The 18,827-nt window shown below is 62.4% G+C and carries 1 protein-coding gene; it reads left to right on the top strand.

Annotated elements, in window-relative coordinates; all coding sequences use genetic code 11:
* Positions 1-381 precede the first annotated feature (381 nt).
* Positions 382-18,645, top strand: a complete 18,264-nt coding sequence (locus A1830_RS10745) for an Ig-like domain-containing protein (RefSeq protein ID WP_067705618.1) — start codon at positions 382-384, stop codon at positions 18,643-18,645.
* The last annotated feature ends 182 nt before the right edge of the window (positions 18,646-18,827 follow it).

The following is an 18,827-nucleotide window of genomic DNA, read 5'->3' as shown; positions in this document are numbered from 1 at the left end:
ATTCATTTAAGCGAAATTTTTCCCTAAGACAAATCAGGTGATTACCGTAAATTTGTGGAAATAATGAGCGCATTTAGTTCCGAAATAAAACCGCAGGCTATGCTTTTCAATCAGTTTTTCTTATTATTTCGATAGATTTTTATCACGTTAGCTGCGCATATTCTTTCTTACTATCTGAAATGAAAAATTATAAATATTAAGACTACCTGTCCCATTTTACCGCGTTTTGCTGTTAATGATCTGCCAAAGATCGCTTGTATCCCAGGTGAAGACCGGTCTGATTTTCAGACTGGTGAAACTTTATGTTGCGATTAATGTGAAGATTTTCTTCATGTTTTTATTCGTAAACTTTAAAACTACATCTGGTGTATATGAGGTCTTATGGCTCTAATTAATGATGGCAGCGCTGAAATTCTTTCTCGCGATGACGGTAAACTCCTTTCACAAGCCACTGCGGGAACCTCGCATACCGTTCCGCTGAATCAACCGAGCGTGGTGAAGATTCACGGCACCCGAGCCATGGTTAACCAGTTTGACCGTCAGGGTAATGACCTGGTACTGCATATGCACGACGGTAGCGTGGTGCGCTATCAAAAATTCTTCCTGGATGACGTCGACGGTGACCACAGCGAGCTGGTCTTCGACGATGGGGTTAATCCCGCTGAGCATGCGCTATTTCCAGTCACCAGCGAGCTGGGCGATCTCCAGACGGCGGTAGCGATGACGCCGCAGTACGAATCGCTGGGCGCGATTGATACTCTGCTGCTGGCTGACACGGGGGCAACCAGCGGCGTAATGACCGCCGCCGGTATTGGCGCACTGGGCCTGGCGGGGCTGGGTATCGGCGCGTTGGCCAGCGGCGGTGGAGGCGGTGGAGGCGGCGGAAGCAACAGCGGCACCACACCGGGTGGAACAGATGGTACTACCCCTGGCGGCGGCACGACGACGCCAGGCGGGGGCACCACCCCGATCACGCCCACCCTGACGATTGACCCTTTTACCGGCGATGCAATCCTCAGCCCGAGCGAAAAAACCAGCGTTCAGACCGTGACGGGCAGTACCACTAATGCCGAAGCCGGTAGCCTTGTCACCCTGGTACTCAATGGTAAAACCTACACCGCCAGCGTGGATGCTGAAGGGCACTGGAGTATCTCACTGCCGACAGCGGACTTAGCTGCGCTGCCTGATGGCGCAAACACCCTTAGCGCCAGCGTCACCAATAACGAAGGTAACAGCGCCAGCGCCAGTGAAAATATCACCGTTGAATCCAGCGCGACCGTACCCGCCGCGCCCGGAATTACTATCGCCACCTTCGCCGGAGACGATGTGCTGGACGGTGCCGAAAAGGAGATGTCACAAACGCTCTCAGGCACCACGACCAACGTTCAGCAGGGACAAACAGTCACGGTCACCCTTGGCGGCCAGACCTATACCACAACCGTGGGCGCGGACGGCAGCTGGAGCCTCTCCGTGCCTTCCGCCGCCCTTGAGGCATTAGCCGATGGCTCTGAAACTATTGGTGCCAGCGTCACTAACGCCGCAGGCGTGACGGCGAGTGCCAGCCACGACTTTACCGTTCTCTCATCCTCCCTGGCCAGCATCAGCATTGACGTCGTGAGCGAGGATGGCTACCTCAGCGCCGCGGAGGCGCAGGCGCCTCTGGTTGTGACTGGTACGTCAACCGGGCTGGCGGCGGGCACGGTGATAAATGTCACCGTCGATCCCCAGCCAGCGAATACGTTTCTGAGGATCCTGTTGGTCGCGAACCCGGTGGATTCCCGGACCTATAGTGCCACCATTAACGCTGACGGAACCTGGAGCGTTACCCTTCCTCCCGAGCACCTGCAGCAGTTTTCAGTCGGTACACACCTGTTTAATGCCTCCGCAATGGCGGCAGACGGGACAATGGTACAAAACAGCACCCCCGCCACGCTTGATGTCAGAAACGTCATGCCGGATGCCACCCCGGAACAGCCCTTCGGCGATGACGTGCTGAACGCCAGTGAGGCGAGTGCCGGACAGACGATCACGGGCAACACCGGCGTAGCCGCGTCCGGCCAGACGGTCACCCTGACCCTGGGGGGCGTGAGCTATACCGGTACGGTCAACAGCGACGGCAGCTGGAGCCTTTCGCTGCCCGCCGACGCTCTGCAAAATCTGCCGCAGGGCAGGAATGAATTTACCGTGCTGGTCACCGACCCGGCGGGCAACAGCGCCACCACAATCACCGCATTTGACGTGATGACCGTGCCGCCGGTGCTCAGCGTCACGCTGCCCGACGGCCCGCTGAATCAGAGTGAGGTGACGCAGCCGCTGACCATCAGCGGCTCCAGCCCGGGCAGTGACACCGTGACCGTCACGCTGAACGGATTGACCTATACCGCCGCCGTCAACGCGGACGGCAGCTTCAGCGTCAATATACCCGCCTCCGACCTGCAACAGATCGCCGACGGGGATGCGACAATCGGTATTACGGCAACTGACCTGGCAGGTAACGCCACCGCGCAAACCGGCACGATTTCGATTGATACCCTCCCGCCTACGGTCTCCGTCGATACCATCTCCGGCGATGGTTACGTCAACGCCGGAGAGTTAGCCCTGCCGCTGCAAATCAGCGGCGTCACCGAGCCGGGAAGCCAGGTGCTGGTGCGGCTTGACGGTCTTGATTTGACCGCAACCGTTAATGCGCAGACCGGTGCCTGGTCCGTCACGCTGAGTGATACGGACAAGGCTGCGATTGCCGATGGCACCTATACCGTCACGGTGATCGCCACCGATCCGGCCGGCAACAGCAGTACAACTTACACCGACGTCACCTTTGCTACCCAGTTCGGCAATCTGCCTGCGCTGACCCTCAACCCGCTGACCGGCGATGGCGTGCTGGATGGTGCGGAGGTGGCGGTTAATCAGGAGCTGACCGGTACAGCCAGCCACGTTCAGGCTGGACAGCAGATTACGCTGGTGCTGGCCGGCGGGGATACCTTTACCGGCACGGTACAGGCCGGGGGCGGGTGGAGTATCACCCTGCCGTCCACGGTGCTGAGCGCCCTGGCGGAAGGAACCCAAAGCTTCACCGTCAGCGTCAGCGACGTGGCGGGTAACGGCACGACCGCCAGCGGGAGTTTTGTTGTGGCGACGGACAGCAGCGTCGCCACGCTGGCGTTCGCGCCGGTCAGCGGTGACAACGCGCTGAATGCGACCGAAGCGCAGTCCGATCTGGTGGTCAGCGGCAGCAGCACTGGCCTGGCGGAGGGAACCGCCCTGACGGTGACCTTTAACGGCGTGGATTATGCCACGACGGTTGCCGCCGGTGGCGGCTGGAGTGCGACGCTTCCCGCCTCCGCGCTGGATAGCCTGGCGAACGGCACCTACACGCTGGTGGTCACGGGTGTGGATGCGGGCAATAACCCGGTGACCAGCGAAAGCGATCTGCTGGTTCGCACGCAAATCAGCAATAATATCGAGATCGTAGCGCCCTTCGGCGACGGCATTCTGAACGCCAGCGAGGCGGCCGTGCCGCAGACCCTCACCGGTAACTCCGGGGTGGCCTGGCCGGACCAGGCGGTGAGCGTGACGATAGGCGGCATCAGCTATCCTGCCACTGTTAACGCGAGCACCGGCGCCTGGAGCCTGACGCTGACGCCGGACGTGTTGCAGGCGCTGGCGGAGGGCAGCCAGGAGATTACCGTCACGGTAACGGACTCGCTGGGCAACAGTCTCTCGTCCGTCACGCCGCTGACCGTGGACACTACGCCGCCTGCGCTGGCCATCACCGCCGTGGGCGACAATAGCGTTATCAACGGTGAAACCCATAACCTGCCGCTAACCGTGAGCGGCACGGCGGAGGCGGGCAGTACCCTGGTTGTTGAGCTGGACGGCGTAAGCTACCGCACGGTGGCGGATGGCAACGGGCAGTGGAGCGTGGATATCGCCGCCTCAACCCTGCAAACGCTGCCGGACGGTAAGTATGATATCAGCGTTACCGCGACGGACGCGGGCGGCAACATTGCCACCGCCCTGGCCCCCATCGCCGTCGATACCGTCCCACCGGCCGTAACGCTGGCGGTCATATCCGGTGATGGCTACCTTAATGCGGCCGAGCATGCCGACGATCTGCTGCTGAACGGTACGGCAGAGGTCGGTTCCATCGTGGTGGTAAGCCTGAACGGCGTCAGCTATGAGGCCACCACTGACGGCAGCGGCAACTGGACCCTGACCGTCCCGGCTGCCGCCGTCAGCGTGCTGGCCGATGGTCGCTACGACATCACCGCGCAGGCTACCGACGCGGCCGGTAACGTTGCCATCGCCACGCAGCCGCTGGCGGTCGTGGCCGAGGCTGCTGACCTGCCGACCATCAGCGTATCTGCATTTACCGGCGATAACGTGCTGGACGGTGCGGAACAGGGGCTGTCACAGCCGATGACCGGTGCCACCACCCATGTACAGGAGGGGCAGCAGGTCAGGGTAACCATGAACGGCGACCAGTATACCGGCACCGTGCAGGCCGACGGCAGCTGGAGCGTGCTGATCCCGGCCAGCGCCTTTGTTCAGCTGGCAAACGGTGCGCAAAACTATACCGTCGACGTAACCGACATCGCCGGTAATCCGGCGAGCACCAGCGGCAGCTACAGCGTGGATAACACCTTCAGCGCCGTGGCGATTGGGGTGATCAGCGACGATAACATGCTGAACGCCGTTGAGGCGCAGAGCGATCTGGTCATTAGCGGCAGCAGTCGCTTTGTCTCGACGGGCGCACGGATCCTGGTGCGCTTTAACAGCGTTAACTATACCACCCTGACCGAGAGCGATGGCAGCTGGAGCGTCACCGTACCTGCGAGCGCACTGACGGGCCTGCCTAATGGCAACCTGACGGTCACGGCGACCACCACCGACATCAACGGCAATGAAATCACCACCACCCATAACCTGAACTCCAGCGTTAATCCTGACTTTACCCTCACGCTTGATACACCATTTGCTGACGGATCACTTAATGCCGCAGAGGCGGGTATCGATCAAACGCTGACCGGCACCACCGGCGTAACGGGCATTGGGCAGGCGGTAAGCCTGGTGGTCGGCGGCATCACCTATAACGGCACCGTCGATGCTAACGGTAACTGGTCCGTCTCGCTGCCTGGGGTAGCACTGCAAACGCTACCGGAGGGCAGCACGGCCCTGAGCGTGACCGCGACCGATTCCGCAGGCAACACCACCACGCTAACCAGCAGCTTTATCGTGGATACCATCCCACCAGTGCTGACGGTAGCGGCCATTTCTGAAGATTATCAGCTCAACCTCGCTGAACAGGGCCAGCCGCTCGCCATCAGCGGCACTGGCGAGCAGGGGGATACCATCAGCCTGACGCTGAACGGTGAGACCCTGACCGGAACGGTCTCCGCCACCGGCAGCTGGGATATTACCGTTTCACCTGCCGCGCTGCTGGCGCTGGCCGACGGCAGCTATGACGTAGTCGTGACCTCAACCGACGCGTCGGGTAACGCCACCACGCTGATCCGTACCCTGGTAGTCGATTTGACGCCGCCGGTGGTCACGATTAATGCCGCCTCGGAAGATGGCTATCTGAATGCGGCAGAAGGCACGCAGCCGCTGGTGGTCAACGGCACGGGCGAAGCGGGTAACACCATCAGCGTTGAGCTGAACAATGTGGCGTATTCCGCAGTGGTTGCCCCTAACGGGCAGTGGGCGCTGACCATTCCTGGCGAGGTGGTGAACGCGCTGAACGACGGCAGCTATACGCTGAACGTCACCGCCAGCGATGCGGCAGGCAATACCACCCTGACCAGCACGCCGCTGGTGGTCGATAAGTCTGCGCCATCCATCTTCATCTCTGACGTCACCGCAAATAACGTCATTGACAGTGCCGAGCAGCAGGTTGATCAGATCCTGACCGGTACCGCAACTAACGTCGAGGCGGGACAAACCCTGACCCTGACCCTTAACGGGCAGGATTACACCACCACTATTGAAACCGGCGGCGGCTGGCAGGTTACCCTCCCGGCGGCAGCGCTGGCGTTGCTGGCTAACGGTCAGCAAACCCTTAGCGCCACGGTGACCGATCTGGCTGGCAATACCGGTCTGAGCGAGAAAACCTTTAGCGTCGATAACACACTCAGCAGCATCGCCTTTGAGCCGCTGAGTGGCGATGGCTACCTCAACGCCGTTGAGGCAGAGTCCGCGCTGACGGTAAACGGGGTGACGGCTAACGTCGCGGGCGGCAGCACGGTGACCTTCACCCTGGGTGGGGTCAGCTACACCAGCGCCGTCAATGCGGATGGCAGCTGGTCGGTGACGGTGCCTGCGGCGGATCTGGCCGGACTGGCTGACGGACCGCAAACGGCCATCGCCAGCGTGACCGCCAGCAGCGGTATCACCTATACCTCGCAGGATACGCTGGACGTTTATATCACCCGCGTGCCAAGCCCGACGCTGCAAACGCCGTTTACCGACGGCACGCTGACCCATAACGAAGCCGATATTATTCAGACCCTGAACGGCACCACGGGTGAGCTGGGCAACGGGCAGACGGTTAGCGTGAATCTTGGCGGAACGGATTATGCGGCAACGGTCAACAGTTCCGGCGTCTGGACGCTGGCGCTGGATCCGCAGATCCTCCAGGCCCTGCCGCAGGGGCAAACTACCCTGGTGGTAACCGTGACCGACGTGGCGGGCAACACCGCGGCGCTTCCACCGGCGGCGGTGATCATTGCTACCAGGCTACCGGCGGTCACTCTCGATCCACTGGCGGGCGGAGATGGCATTATTAATGCCGCTGAACAGGCCAGCCCGCTGGATATCAGCGGGACAGGCAGCGTGGGCGATACGGTTAACGTACTGCTGAACGGACAGCAATATACAACGGTAGTAGAAGACACCGGCCGCTGGGCGGTCACCGTTCCGGCAGCTGACCTGGCGCTGCTGGATGATGGCCCTTACGGCGTGCAGGTGACCGTAAGCGACGCCTTCGGCAATACCACGTCGCAAACTCTGCCGCTGGCCGTCGACACCTCAGCCCCGGCCTTTACGCTCGATCCCGTTACCGGTGACAACATTATTGACCAGGCGGAGCAGGGGCAGCCGCTGGATATTACCGGGACCGGCAGTGCTGGTGATACCGTCGCGGTGACGCTGGCAGGCGACACCTTCACCACCACGGTAGGCAGCAACGGGCTGTGGGCCGTGAATGTGCCTGCCGCCACGCTGGCTAACCTCACCGAAGGCGACAACACCCTGACCGTTGCGGTGACCTCAGTAGCCGGTAATGCCGCCACGCAGGATACCACCCTGCTGCTGGATACCACGGTGGATATTACCCTGATCGTTAACACCGTGGCGGGCGACGACGTTATTAACGCGGCCGAAGCCGCGCAGGGGATTACCGTCACCGGCAGCGTGCCGGATGAGACTACGGCGGTCACCCTGACCTTTAACGGCGTCAACTATACCGCCGCGGTCGGTGCAAACGGCCTGTGGACGGCGGCGATCCCCGCCAGCGCCCTGGCCGGACTGACCGACGGCGACTACGCCCTCACGGCCACCGCCACCGCGGCTAATGGCGGCTCGGTAACCGTGCCGCATGCTATCGCGCTGGACACCACGCCACCGACCTTTACCCTGGCGCCGCTGGCGGGGGATGGCGTGATTAATGCCACCGAACAGGGCCAGCCGCTGGTCGTCAGCGGCACGGGTGAGGTGGGCGATAGCGTGCGCGTCACCCTCAATGAGGCGGTCTATACCACCACGGTCAACGCTGACGGCAGCTGGTCGCTGCCGGTTCCTGAGGCGCAGGTGGCAGGTCTGACCAACGGCTTATATACGGTTGACGTGACGGTGAACGATGCCGCGGGGAATATCACCACGCAAAGCACCCCGCTGATTGTGGATCTGACGCCGCCGCTGCTGACTATTGATCCGGTGGCAGGCGATGGCCTGCTGAATGCGGAAGAGCAGACGCTGCCGCTTACCGTCAGCGGCATGGGCGAGCAGAACGCCACCATTACCGTGACCCTGGAAGGAACAGATTATACCACCACGGTGGGCGCCAACGGCCAGTGGGCGCTGGCGATCCCGGCGGCCGACCTGGCCGGGCTGACCAACGGCAATTATCAGCTGACGGTGTTGGCGACCAGCGCAGTGGGCAACGTGACCACCGGGGAAGCGCCGTTAACGGTGATAGCCGATGCCGCCACGCTGCCGACGCTTTCGCTGGATGAATTCGCCGGTAACAATATTCTTGATGGCGCGGAACAGCAGGTGGATCAGCTCATTACCGGCACCACCACCTTTGTGCAGGAGGGCCAGTCCGTCACCGTCACCTTCAATGATGTCAACTACAGCGGCCTGGTGCAGGCCAGCGGTGCATGGAGCGTGCTTATTCCTGCCGCCGCACTGGCGGATTTACAAAATGGCAGCCAGACCTACAGCGTAACGGTGGGGGATATTGCAGGCAACGTCGTGACCGCAGTGGGTAATTACGCCGTGAATACTGCCCTCAGCGCGGTAGCGATCGAGCCGGTAAGCGGCGATGGCTATCTGAACGCCGCAGAGGCGCAGGGCGATCTGACCATCTTCGGTGCCACCAGCAACGTCCCGGCGGGCAGTACGCTCACGGTGACCCTGAACGGCACGGACTACCAGACTGAGGTGGCGGCAAACGGCAGCTGGCAGGTGGTGGTGCCCTCCGCCGTGCTGCTCGCACTGCCGGACGGGGCGCTAGCCGTTACCGCCAGCGCAACGGATGCGGCCGGAAATACGGTGACCAGCGATACGACGCTCAACATCGCCATTACCACCGTGCCCACCCTCACCATTGATACGCCATTTACCGATGGCACGCTGAACGCAGAGGAGGCCGCGACGACGCAGACGCTGACCGGCAGCACCGGCGAAACCGGCGATGGCCAGACGGTAAGCGTGGTGATTAACGGCGTGACCCTGACCGGTACGGTGGACGGTAACGGTAACTGGAGCGTCGATCTTCCGGGTAACGTCCTGCAGGAACTGCCCCAGGGTACTACCCCGGCGACGGTCACCGTAAGTGATGTGGCGGGTAACACGGCCACTACCGAACTGACCCTCACCGTCGACACCCTTCCGCCTGCGGTCACCCTCGCGGCCCTGGCCGGTGATAATATTCTTAACGCCGCCGAGCAGGGTAACGATCTGGCGGTCAGCGGGACCAGCGAATCCGGCGCGGCCATTGTGGTCACGCTAAACGGGGTGACCTATACCACCACCGTTACGCCAGCCGGCGAGTGGACGCTGACCATCCCTACGGCGGATCTGGTCGCGCTGGCCGACGGCAGCTATGCCGTCAGCGTGAGTGCGACCAGCGCGGCGGGTAACAGCAGCACCACGGAGACGACGCTGGCGGTGAAAGCGGCGGCAAACGATCTGCCGACGCTGACCATTGATGCCTTTGCGGGCAACGACATCGTGGACGGCGCGGAACAGCAAACCGATCAGTTGTTAAGCGGGACTGCTACTCACGTTGAACCGGGGCAGACGCTGACGGTGAGCCTCAACGGCCAGGTCTACACTACGCAGATTGCAGCCAGCGGCGCATGGAGCGTGGCGATCCCTGCCAGCGCTCTCGCTGCGCTGGACAACGGTACGGCAACGTTTAACGTGGCAGTCAGCGACGTGGCCGGCAATCCGGTTAATGTTACCCATGACGTCACCGTTAACAATCTGGCGGCGGGCATTGCCATCGATCCGCTGAGCGGTGATGGCTATCTGAATGCGGCAGAAGCACAGGATGCGCTGATCGTGAGCGGGGTGACGGAAAACGTCACCGCCGGCAGCACGGTGACCGTCACCTTCAATAACCAGACCTTTACCGGCGAGGTGGGCGCGAATGGGGTGTGGAGCATTATTATTCCGGCCGCCTCGCTGGCGGGGCTGCCTGACGGTGCGGCGGCGCTGACCGCCAGCGTGGTCGATGCGACGGGAGCCACCCTGACCCGCAGCGACACGCTGATTGTGCAGGTTAACGCCCTGCCGCTGGCAACGGCGGACACGCCGTTTGCTGACGGCATCCTTAACGGCAGCGAAGCCGCCGTAACGCAAACTTTACATGGCACCACTGGCGTAACGGGCGATGGACAGGTCGTTTCGGTAGTCGTAGGTGACGCGGCCTTTACCGGCACGGTTGACAGCAACGGCAACTGGAGCGTTGTGGTGCCTTCCACGGCGCTGCAGGCGCTGCCGCAGGGCGATAACGCACTTCAGGTAACCGTGGCCGATGCAGCGGGCAACAGCAATACGCTGGCGGTGCCGTTCGGCGTGGATACCGTACCTCCTACGCTGACGCTGAATACCCTCGCCGGAGACGGCGTGGTCAATGCCAGCGAAGCGGCTGCCGAAATCACCGTTAGCGGCGGCAGCGCAGGTGCGGAAGCCGGGCAGCTCATTACCGTTTCTCTCAACGGGCAGAATTACACCACAACGGTCGATGACGTTGGCAACTGGAGCCTGCAACTGCCAGCGGGTCTGCTACAGGCATCGCCTGACGGCAGCTATCCGCTGGTGGTCACGCTTAGCGACGCGGCAGGCAACACCGTGAGCGAGATCTCAGATTTGACCCTCTCCACCGCTGCGCTACAGCCGGAGATCGCCGATCCCTTCGTCAATGGCTATGTCAATATCGCCACTTCGCAGAGCGATCAGCTGCTGAGCGGGACGACCGGCGCTGACGGTGCCGGGCAGACGGTGGTAGTGAATATTGCCGGGACCGACTATGCGGCGAACGTGGATAACGCGGGCAACTGGACGCTCCCCGTCAGCGCCGCGACCTTGCAGGCGCTGGGCGAGGGCATTCAGCTGATTACCGTTACCGCGACGGACGCGCAGGGCAATACCGGCGTGGCGGACAGCTCGATCACCGTTGACCTGATTGCCCCGGCGCTGAATGTTAACGCCATCGCGGGCGACAACATTATCAATGCGGCAGAAATGGTGCAGCCGATATCCATAGGCGGTACGGCCTCGGTGAGCGAGGCGGGCCAGCAGGTTTCGATTTCCTTTAACGGCCAGACCTACCAGCAGGCGGTGCAGGGCGATGGGAGCTGGCTGCTGGATCTGCCCTCAGGCGTTACCCTGGGGCTGGCCGATGGCAGCTATCCGGTGATCGTTACGCTCACTGACCTGGCCGGAAACGTCACCACCCAGACGCTGAACGTCACCGTGGACGCCGCGACTGCCGATCTGCCGACTCTGACCGTCGGTACGGTATCCGGCGATGACTATATCAATCAGGCGGAGGCGGGCCAGGATCTCACTCTCTCCGGTACCACCACCAATGTGCCGGAAGGACAGACGGTTACGCTGACCCTGAATGCGGTGACCTACACGGCGACGGTACAGGCCGATGGCACATGGACCACCGTCGTCCCGGCCGCCGCAGTCGGCGCGCTGGCGGATGGCGCCCAAACGCTGAGCGCGTCGGTCAGCGATATCGCCGGGAACGTCGCCAGCGCCACGCATGATGTGACGGTGATTGCCCAGGCGGCGGATTTACCGACCCTCACGATCAATCCGGTCACCAGCGATGACACGGTGAACTATCAGGAAGCACAGAGCGATGTGACCCTCACCGGAACCAGCCAGCAGATTCCTGCCGGTGACAGGGTGACTGTGACGCTGAACGGTAAGACCTATACCGGCACGGTTGACGCGGACGGGGCCTGGAGCGCAACCGTACCGGCTGCGGACGTGCAGGCGCTTGGTCAGGGAGGCAACAGCGTCACCGCCAGCGGCAGCGACGTGGCGGGCAATATCGCCACCTCGACCGAAAACTTTACGGTCAACACCACGCCGCCGTTACTGGATGCGCGGCTTGATGCGGGTACCGACGGCGTGCTGAACCTGGCGGAAGCCGTGGCGGGGCTGCCGGTCAGCGGCACCACCGGCGCGGGCCTGACGGTCAGCGTCACCCTCAATGATAAACTCTACAGTGCCACCTCAGACGCCGATGGCAACTGGAACCTGACCATTCCGGGCAGCGATCTGCTACAGCTGGCTGATGGTCAGGCCCAGGTGGGGGTGTCGGTCACCGACACCAGCGGCAACACCACCAGCAACATTCTTGCGCTCGGCGTGGCGGTGAATACCCTGCCGCTGCTGACGTTAGCGACGCCGTTTGTCGATGGCCTGGTGAATGCGGCTGAGGCGGCGACCGATCAGACCCTGAGCGGCGTTGCGACCAATCTGGTCGAGGGCACCGCGGTCACGGTGACGATAGGCACCCTGACCTTTAACGGCACGGTTAATGCCGACGGCAGCTGGAGCGCCACCGTTCCGGCAGATGCGCTAACCGCCCTTGGCGATGGCGCATTCCAGGTGGCGGTGACCAGTGCCGATGCCGCCGGTAATCCGGCGAGCGTCGGGGCCAGCGTTGAACTGCTGGTGAATACGCTGCCTGCTGCCACCATCAACACGCCGTTCATCGACGGTCTGCTAAACGCGGCGGAGGCCGGGGTCGATCAGGCAATAACCGGTACCACGGGTATTGTCGGTAACGGACAGACCGTCACCCTGACCATTGATGACAACAGCATCACGGCCACGGTCGATCAAAGCGGCAACTGGCAGGCAACGCTGACGCCGACCCTGGCGGCTACGCTCGGCAATGGCGACCACACGATCAGTGTGACCGTCACCGACCGGGCAGGCAATGCCAGCACCGATGAACTGGGCTTTACCGAAATTGTGACCGGACTGCCTGCGCCAACCCTGATTACGCCCTTTACCGATGGCCTGCTCAATGCCACGGAGGCTGCGGCAGGTGGCGTGCTGAACGGCGTAACCGGTATTACCGGCCCACAGACGGTCAGCGTGATCATTAACGGCACCGCCTATCAGGCCGCCGTGGATACCACCACCGGCGACTGGAGTCTGGATCTGCCTGCCAGCGTGCTGGTGACCTTACCGGATGGCAACTGGCCGGTTAGCATCGTGGCAACGGATGCCGTCGGCAACGTCGGCACGGTGAGCGGCGGGCTGGTTGTGGACATCAATGCGCTGCCGGATGTGTCAATCCAGCTGCCGTTTGGCGATGGACAGCTCAACGTGGCCGAAGCGGCCGTGGCGCAGACTCTCAGCGGATCGACCGGCAAAATTGCGGCGGGGCAGAGCGTGACCGTCAGCATTGATGGCGGCACCGCGCTTGCGGCAGACGTCAGCGCCAACGGTGACTGGTCACTGACCCTGACGCCCGCGCAGCTCACCGCGCTGGGCAGCGGTACCCACAGCCTGGCGGTCACCGCCACGGATATCGCGGGTAACACCGATACCGCAGACCTGAACTTCAACGCGCTGCTCAGCCTGCCCGCGCCGGTGATTGATACGCCGTTTGGTGACGGCGTGCTCAATATCAGCGAGGCGGGTGCCGCCATCGTCCTGACCGGCTCCACCGGCGTGGTGGGGGCAAACCAGGGCGCACAGATCCATATTGATGTGGGGGGGCTGGTGTGGAACGGCACGGTGGACACGGAGGGCAACTGGAGCGTTTCCCTGCCTGCGGGCGCGTTAAACGCCCTGGGTAACGGGACGCATACGCTCGATCTCACCGTTACCGATGGCGCAGGCAATACCAGCACGACCAGCCTTGACTTCACCGCCGCGCTGACTGCGCCCGTACCGACCCTGGACGTGCCTTTTGCCGACAGCTTCCTGAATGCGGCGGAAGTAGCGGCTGGCGCAACCTTAACCGGCACCACAGGGGCAACGGGTGACGGTCAGACGGTGACCGTTACGCTCGGCGGCACCAACTATACCGCCGCAGTTGGCACCGACGGCACCTGGACGCTGGATCTGGCCAGCGACAGCCTCACTGAGCTGGCGGAGGGGAACCAGGCCATTACGGTGCTGGCTACCGATGTGAACGGCAACGCCGCCACGGCAACCGGCAGCTTCGTGGTCGATACCGTCGCGCCCGCCATCACCATTAACCCGTTTACCGGCGACGGTACGCTGGACTATCTGGAAAGCCTGACCACGCAGACCCTGAGCGGCACCACCAGCGAGTCCAGCACCGGCGAAGTGGTCACCGTCACCGTCGGTACGGCAACGGTGAGCGGCTACGTGCAGGCGGACGGCAGCTGGTCGGTCAGCCTGTCTCCGGCGATCCTGGCGCAGCTGGGCACCACCGGTGATACCGGCACCATCGGCGTCAGCATTGCCGATGCGGCGGGGAACACCGGCACGGCGACGGCCAGCGTGGCGGTCGATCTCACCGTGCCAGACACGCCGCTGCTGACGCTGGCGCCGCTCTCGGATGACAACATTATCAACGGCAGCGACGCGGCAACCCTGACCATAAGCGGCACCTACGCCAATCTCCCCTCTACGGGCGGCGAAGTTTCCGTGACCATCAACGGCGTGCAACAGACGGAAACCTCAGCCGTCGTCGATGCGAATGGGACCTGGAGCATCACCGTTCCTAACGATGCCACCAACATTCCTGAAGGGACGCTGACGGTAACAGCCAGCCTGACCACCGATGACGGTACGACCTATAACAGTACCACCAGCGTGCTGGTGGATCGTACGGCACCGACCCTGACCATCAATGCCTTTGCGGGTGACGATGTGCTGAACGTTAGCGAGGCGGCGCTGGGTCAGACCGTTACCGGTACGGCTTCCGCCTCGGAAGCGGGGCGTGCGGTTGACCTCACGCTGAATGGCAAAACCTACAGCGCCGTGGTACAGGCGGACGGCAGCTGGTCGGTCGCGCTGGCCGCAGGCGATTTGCAGGCGCTGGGCCAGGCGGGCAATACGCTGGCCGTCAGCCTGACGGACGCGGCGGGTAATGTTGGCTCGGCCACGCATGACTTCCAGGTCGACACCGCCGCGCCGCTGATCCAGGTGGATGCCCTGTTAGGCACCAACGTGCTGAACGCGGCGGATATTCTGGCGACGCAGGTGGTGACCGGCACCGCCTCAGGTGCCGCTGGCCAGACCATTGGGCTCTATCTGGGCGATAGCTCGCCGCTGGCGACCGCCCTGGTTAACGCCGACGGCACCTTTAGCATCAGCCTGGCACCGGAGGTGCTGAGCAGCCTTAACGACGGCGCGCTGGTATTTGGCCTGCGGGTCAGCGACGCCGCCGGAAACGAGACGGATGCCACCCTGACGGTCAACAAAGTGGTCAATGCCGGGCTGACGCTGGTGGTGGATTCCCTGTTCGGGGACGGCTTCCTTAACGCGGCGGATACGACGGTGGCGCAGACCATTAGTGGCGTAGCCACCGCGGCGGGCATTGGCGCGACGGTATCGCTCACGCTGGGCGGCACCACGGTAACGGCAGATGTGGGTCAGGATGGCCGCTTTGCGCTGGTCGTGCCGCCGAGCCTGCTGGGGCTGCTGAGCGATGGACCGACGACGCTGGATCTGGTGCTCACCGATGCGGCCGGGAACACGCGTACCCTGCCGGAAACCATCACCACCCTGCTGGAAGCGCCGGTGCTAACCCCGCTCACCGGGCTATTTGGCGGCGATAACCTGCTGAATATCGCGGAAGCCGCGGTGGCGCAGACCGTGACGGGAACGGTCTCCAACGCGGTGGCCGGTTCGGCGGTCACCGTAATGCTCGGCACCAAAGCCTACCAGACCACGGTGGGAACGGACGGCGGCTGGAGCGTCACGATTCCGGTACCGGATCTGAGTTCGCTGGCGGAAGGGACGCAATCCCTGAGCGTCAGGGTCGTTGATCCGGCGGGTAACGCCACCACCAGCGCGGTCGATATAGGCATTTTCACCGCGCAGCCTGCCATCACACTCAGCCCGATATTTGGCGACGGCATCCTCAATATTGCCGATGCGCTGGTTAACCAAACCATCAGCGGCACCGTCAGCAACGCTGCCGCAGGGAGCACCATTATTTTGACCATAGGCAACTCAAGCGTACAGGCGACGGTAGGACAGAACGGGGCGTTCAGCGCCACCGTCACGCCAGCTATTCTGGCTACGCTCACCGACGGTAACCTGACCGTAGGGGCCAGCCTGACCGATGCGGCAGGCAATACCGCCTCCACCACCGCAGGCCTGGCGGTTAAACTCACCGCCCCGACGGTCAGCATTAATACGCTGTTCGGCGACGGCCTGCTGAATCTGGCGGATGCGGCGCTCGGCCAGACGGTGACCGGAACAGTGACCGGAGCCGATGCCGGTTCGCGCGTGGTGGTCACGCTGGCGGGCACGCCGTACGTGGCCACCACGGCGGCTAACGGTACCTTTAGCCTGGCGCTGACGCCATCCGTGCTACAGGGGCTGGCCGACGGCAACCTGACGGCGGCCGTAAGCGTGACCGACAGCGCGGGAAATACCGCCAATGCGACCGCGGGGGCGGTTGTGGGGGTACACAATCTGCCAACGGTTACGCTGAACACGCTGTTCGGTGACGGCGTACTGAACCTGCTGGAGTCGCTGACCACGCAGACCATCAGCGGCACCGTCAACAACGTTGCCGCCGGATCCACGGTGACCATCAACCTTGGGAACAGTACGGTGACCGCCACGGTTGCGCAGGGCGGGACTTTCACCGCACAGGTGTCGCCGGCGATCCTCAGCACGCTGCTCGACGGTAATCTGACGGTCGGCGTCTCGGTAAGCGACGCGGTGGGTAATATCGCGACCGCCAGCAGCGGCGTGAAGGTAGGGACCCACACTACGCCAGCGCTGACGCTGAACACCATCTTCGGCGATGGCGTACTGAGTGCCGCCGATCTCACCACGGCGCAAACGATCAGCGGCACCGCCAGTAACGTTCCGGCGGGTGCGGCGGTTAGCGTCACGCTAAGTGGCATAACCTATACCACCACGGTAAGCAGTGCCGGGACCTGGACGCTGAACGTACCCAAAGCGGATCTCGCCGCGCTGGCTAACGGGACGCAGACGGTCAATGCCACGGTCAGTGACAGCTATGGCAACACTGCCACCGGCAGCGGTTCGCTGAGCGTGATTGCGCAGACGCCGCCAACGGTGGTGATTGCCAGCATCTTCGGTGATGGCCTGCTGAATGCGACGGACGCACTCAGCGCGCAAACCATCACCGGGACCACCACCAATGCGGAGGGATCTACCCTGACCGTCCGCGTCGGTTCGGCCACGCTGACCACCACGGTGGGTGCCAACGGTGCCTGGAGCGTGACGGTGCCCGTCGCCACGCTGGCTGCACTGCCGGACGGCACCGATACGGTAACGGCTTCGCTGACCAATGCGGCTGGCAATGCGGGCACCGCCAGCTCAAACGTGCTGGTGGGTATCCATACGTTGCCAACCGTCACGCTGACTAACAGCTCGGTGTTTGGCGGCGACCACTACCTGAACCTCAGTGAGGCGAACGTTGCCGAAACTCTGAGCGGGACCTCGACGAATGCAGTCGGCAGCACCGTGTCGGTCAACGTGGCGGGGAATATCTACACCACCACGGTCGGCGCGGGCGGGGCATGGAGCGTCAGCGTACCGTCTGGCGATCTGCGCAACATCGCTGACGGTAGCCAGACGGTCACCGTCACCCTCACTGATGCGGTAGGCAACACCTCCTCGGCCAACGAGAGCTTTACGGCGGTGACGCATAACCTGCCTTATATAGGTGTGAATGCGGTCACCAGCCTGGTTAGCGTACTGATTAACGGGCTGACCATCTCAGGCGGTACGCAAAACCTGGCTCAGGGCACACAGCTGAACGTCACGCTAAACGGCACCACGCTGCAAACCACCACCGATGCACGGGGGCTTTACAGCGTGAAGTTTGCAGGCGGGCTGCTCACGGCTCTCAGCCTCAGCAGCATCGTCACGGTGACGGCGGTGGATGTCGCGGGTAACCCGGCTTCCACCAGCACCACGCTGCTGCTGGGGTCGCTGCTGCCGGTGGCAGCCGCATCGACCAGTGCGGCCACGCTGCTGGCGGTGATGGCGGATGACTCCACCAGCGACACCTCCACTACGCATTCAGCCAGCACAACCAGCGAGGATAGCACCACCGCAGCGGCGCATACCACGGTGGTTCACTCCACGCTGGTGACCGACAGCGATACCAGCAGTACCGATAGCAGCACGGCCACCAGCGCGGCGGCGACGACCGGTAGTGCGGAGGAGAGCACAACGTCCACTACCGCCGCTGCCGACGACAGCAGCTACACCATCGGGGGCGTAGTGATTACCCTGGCGGACGGCACTACCGCTGAGGGCGCCTCGGTAACCGGCAGCAGCGGCGACGACACGGTCACCGTCAGTTCGCTGAACTTCACCCATATCGACGGCGGTGCAGGCACCGATACGCTGGTACTGGGTGGGGAGCATATGACGCTGGATCTGACGTCGCTGGGCATGAAGGTCGAGCATATTGAAATCATCGATCTGGGTAAGGCGGGTAACAATACCGTCAAGCTTAATCTGAGTGAGGCACTGAATATTACCGACAGCCAGACCGACGACCTGCTGATTAAAGGGGTTGAGGGCGATAAGGTCCAGCTGGCTAACGGTGATGGCGGCGTGTGGGCAACGGCAGGCCAGAGAACGGTAGACGGTCAGGTTTATGACATCTATCACAACTCTGCCCTTGACGCGGCCAATACGCTGGGCGACGTGCTGGTGCAGCATGCGCTCCAGGTCGTGGTGGCATAAGCTTAAACGCCCTGCACAAAACGCGGTTTTGTGCAGGGCTTCTTTCCTAAAGAGGAATTAATCAATGACTTAGCAGGCATGATCCGTCTCATAAAAAAGGAGGAAAAAAAAGGTGTAAGTTTTATGTAAGTAATATCGAAAATGCTTATCTAATTAAATTTTCAGTCAGGATGAATTTCCAG

The sequence above is a fragment of the Erwinia sp. ErVv1 genome (assembly GCF_900068895.1).
GTDB lineage: Bacteria > Pseudomonadota > Gammaproteobacteria > Enterobacterales > Enterobacteriaceae > Erwinia.
This window is presented reverse-complemented; position numbering and strand designations above follow the sequence as displayed.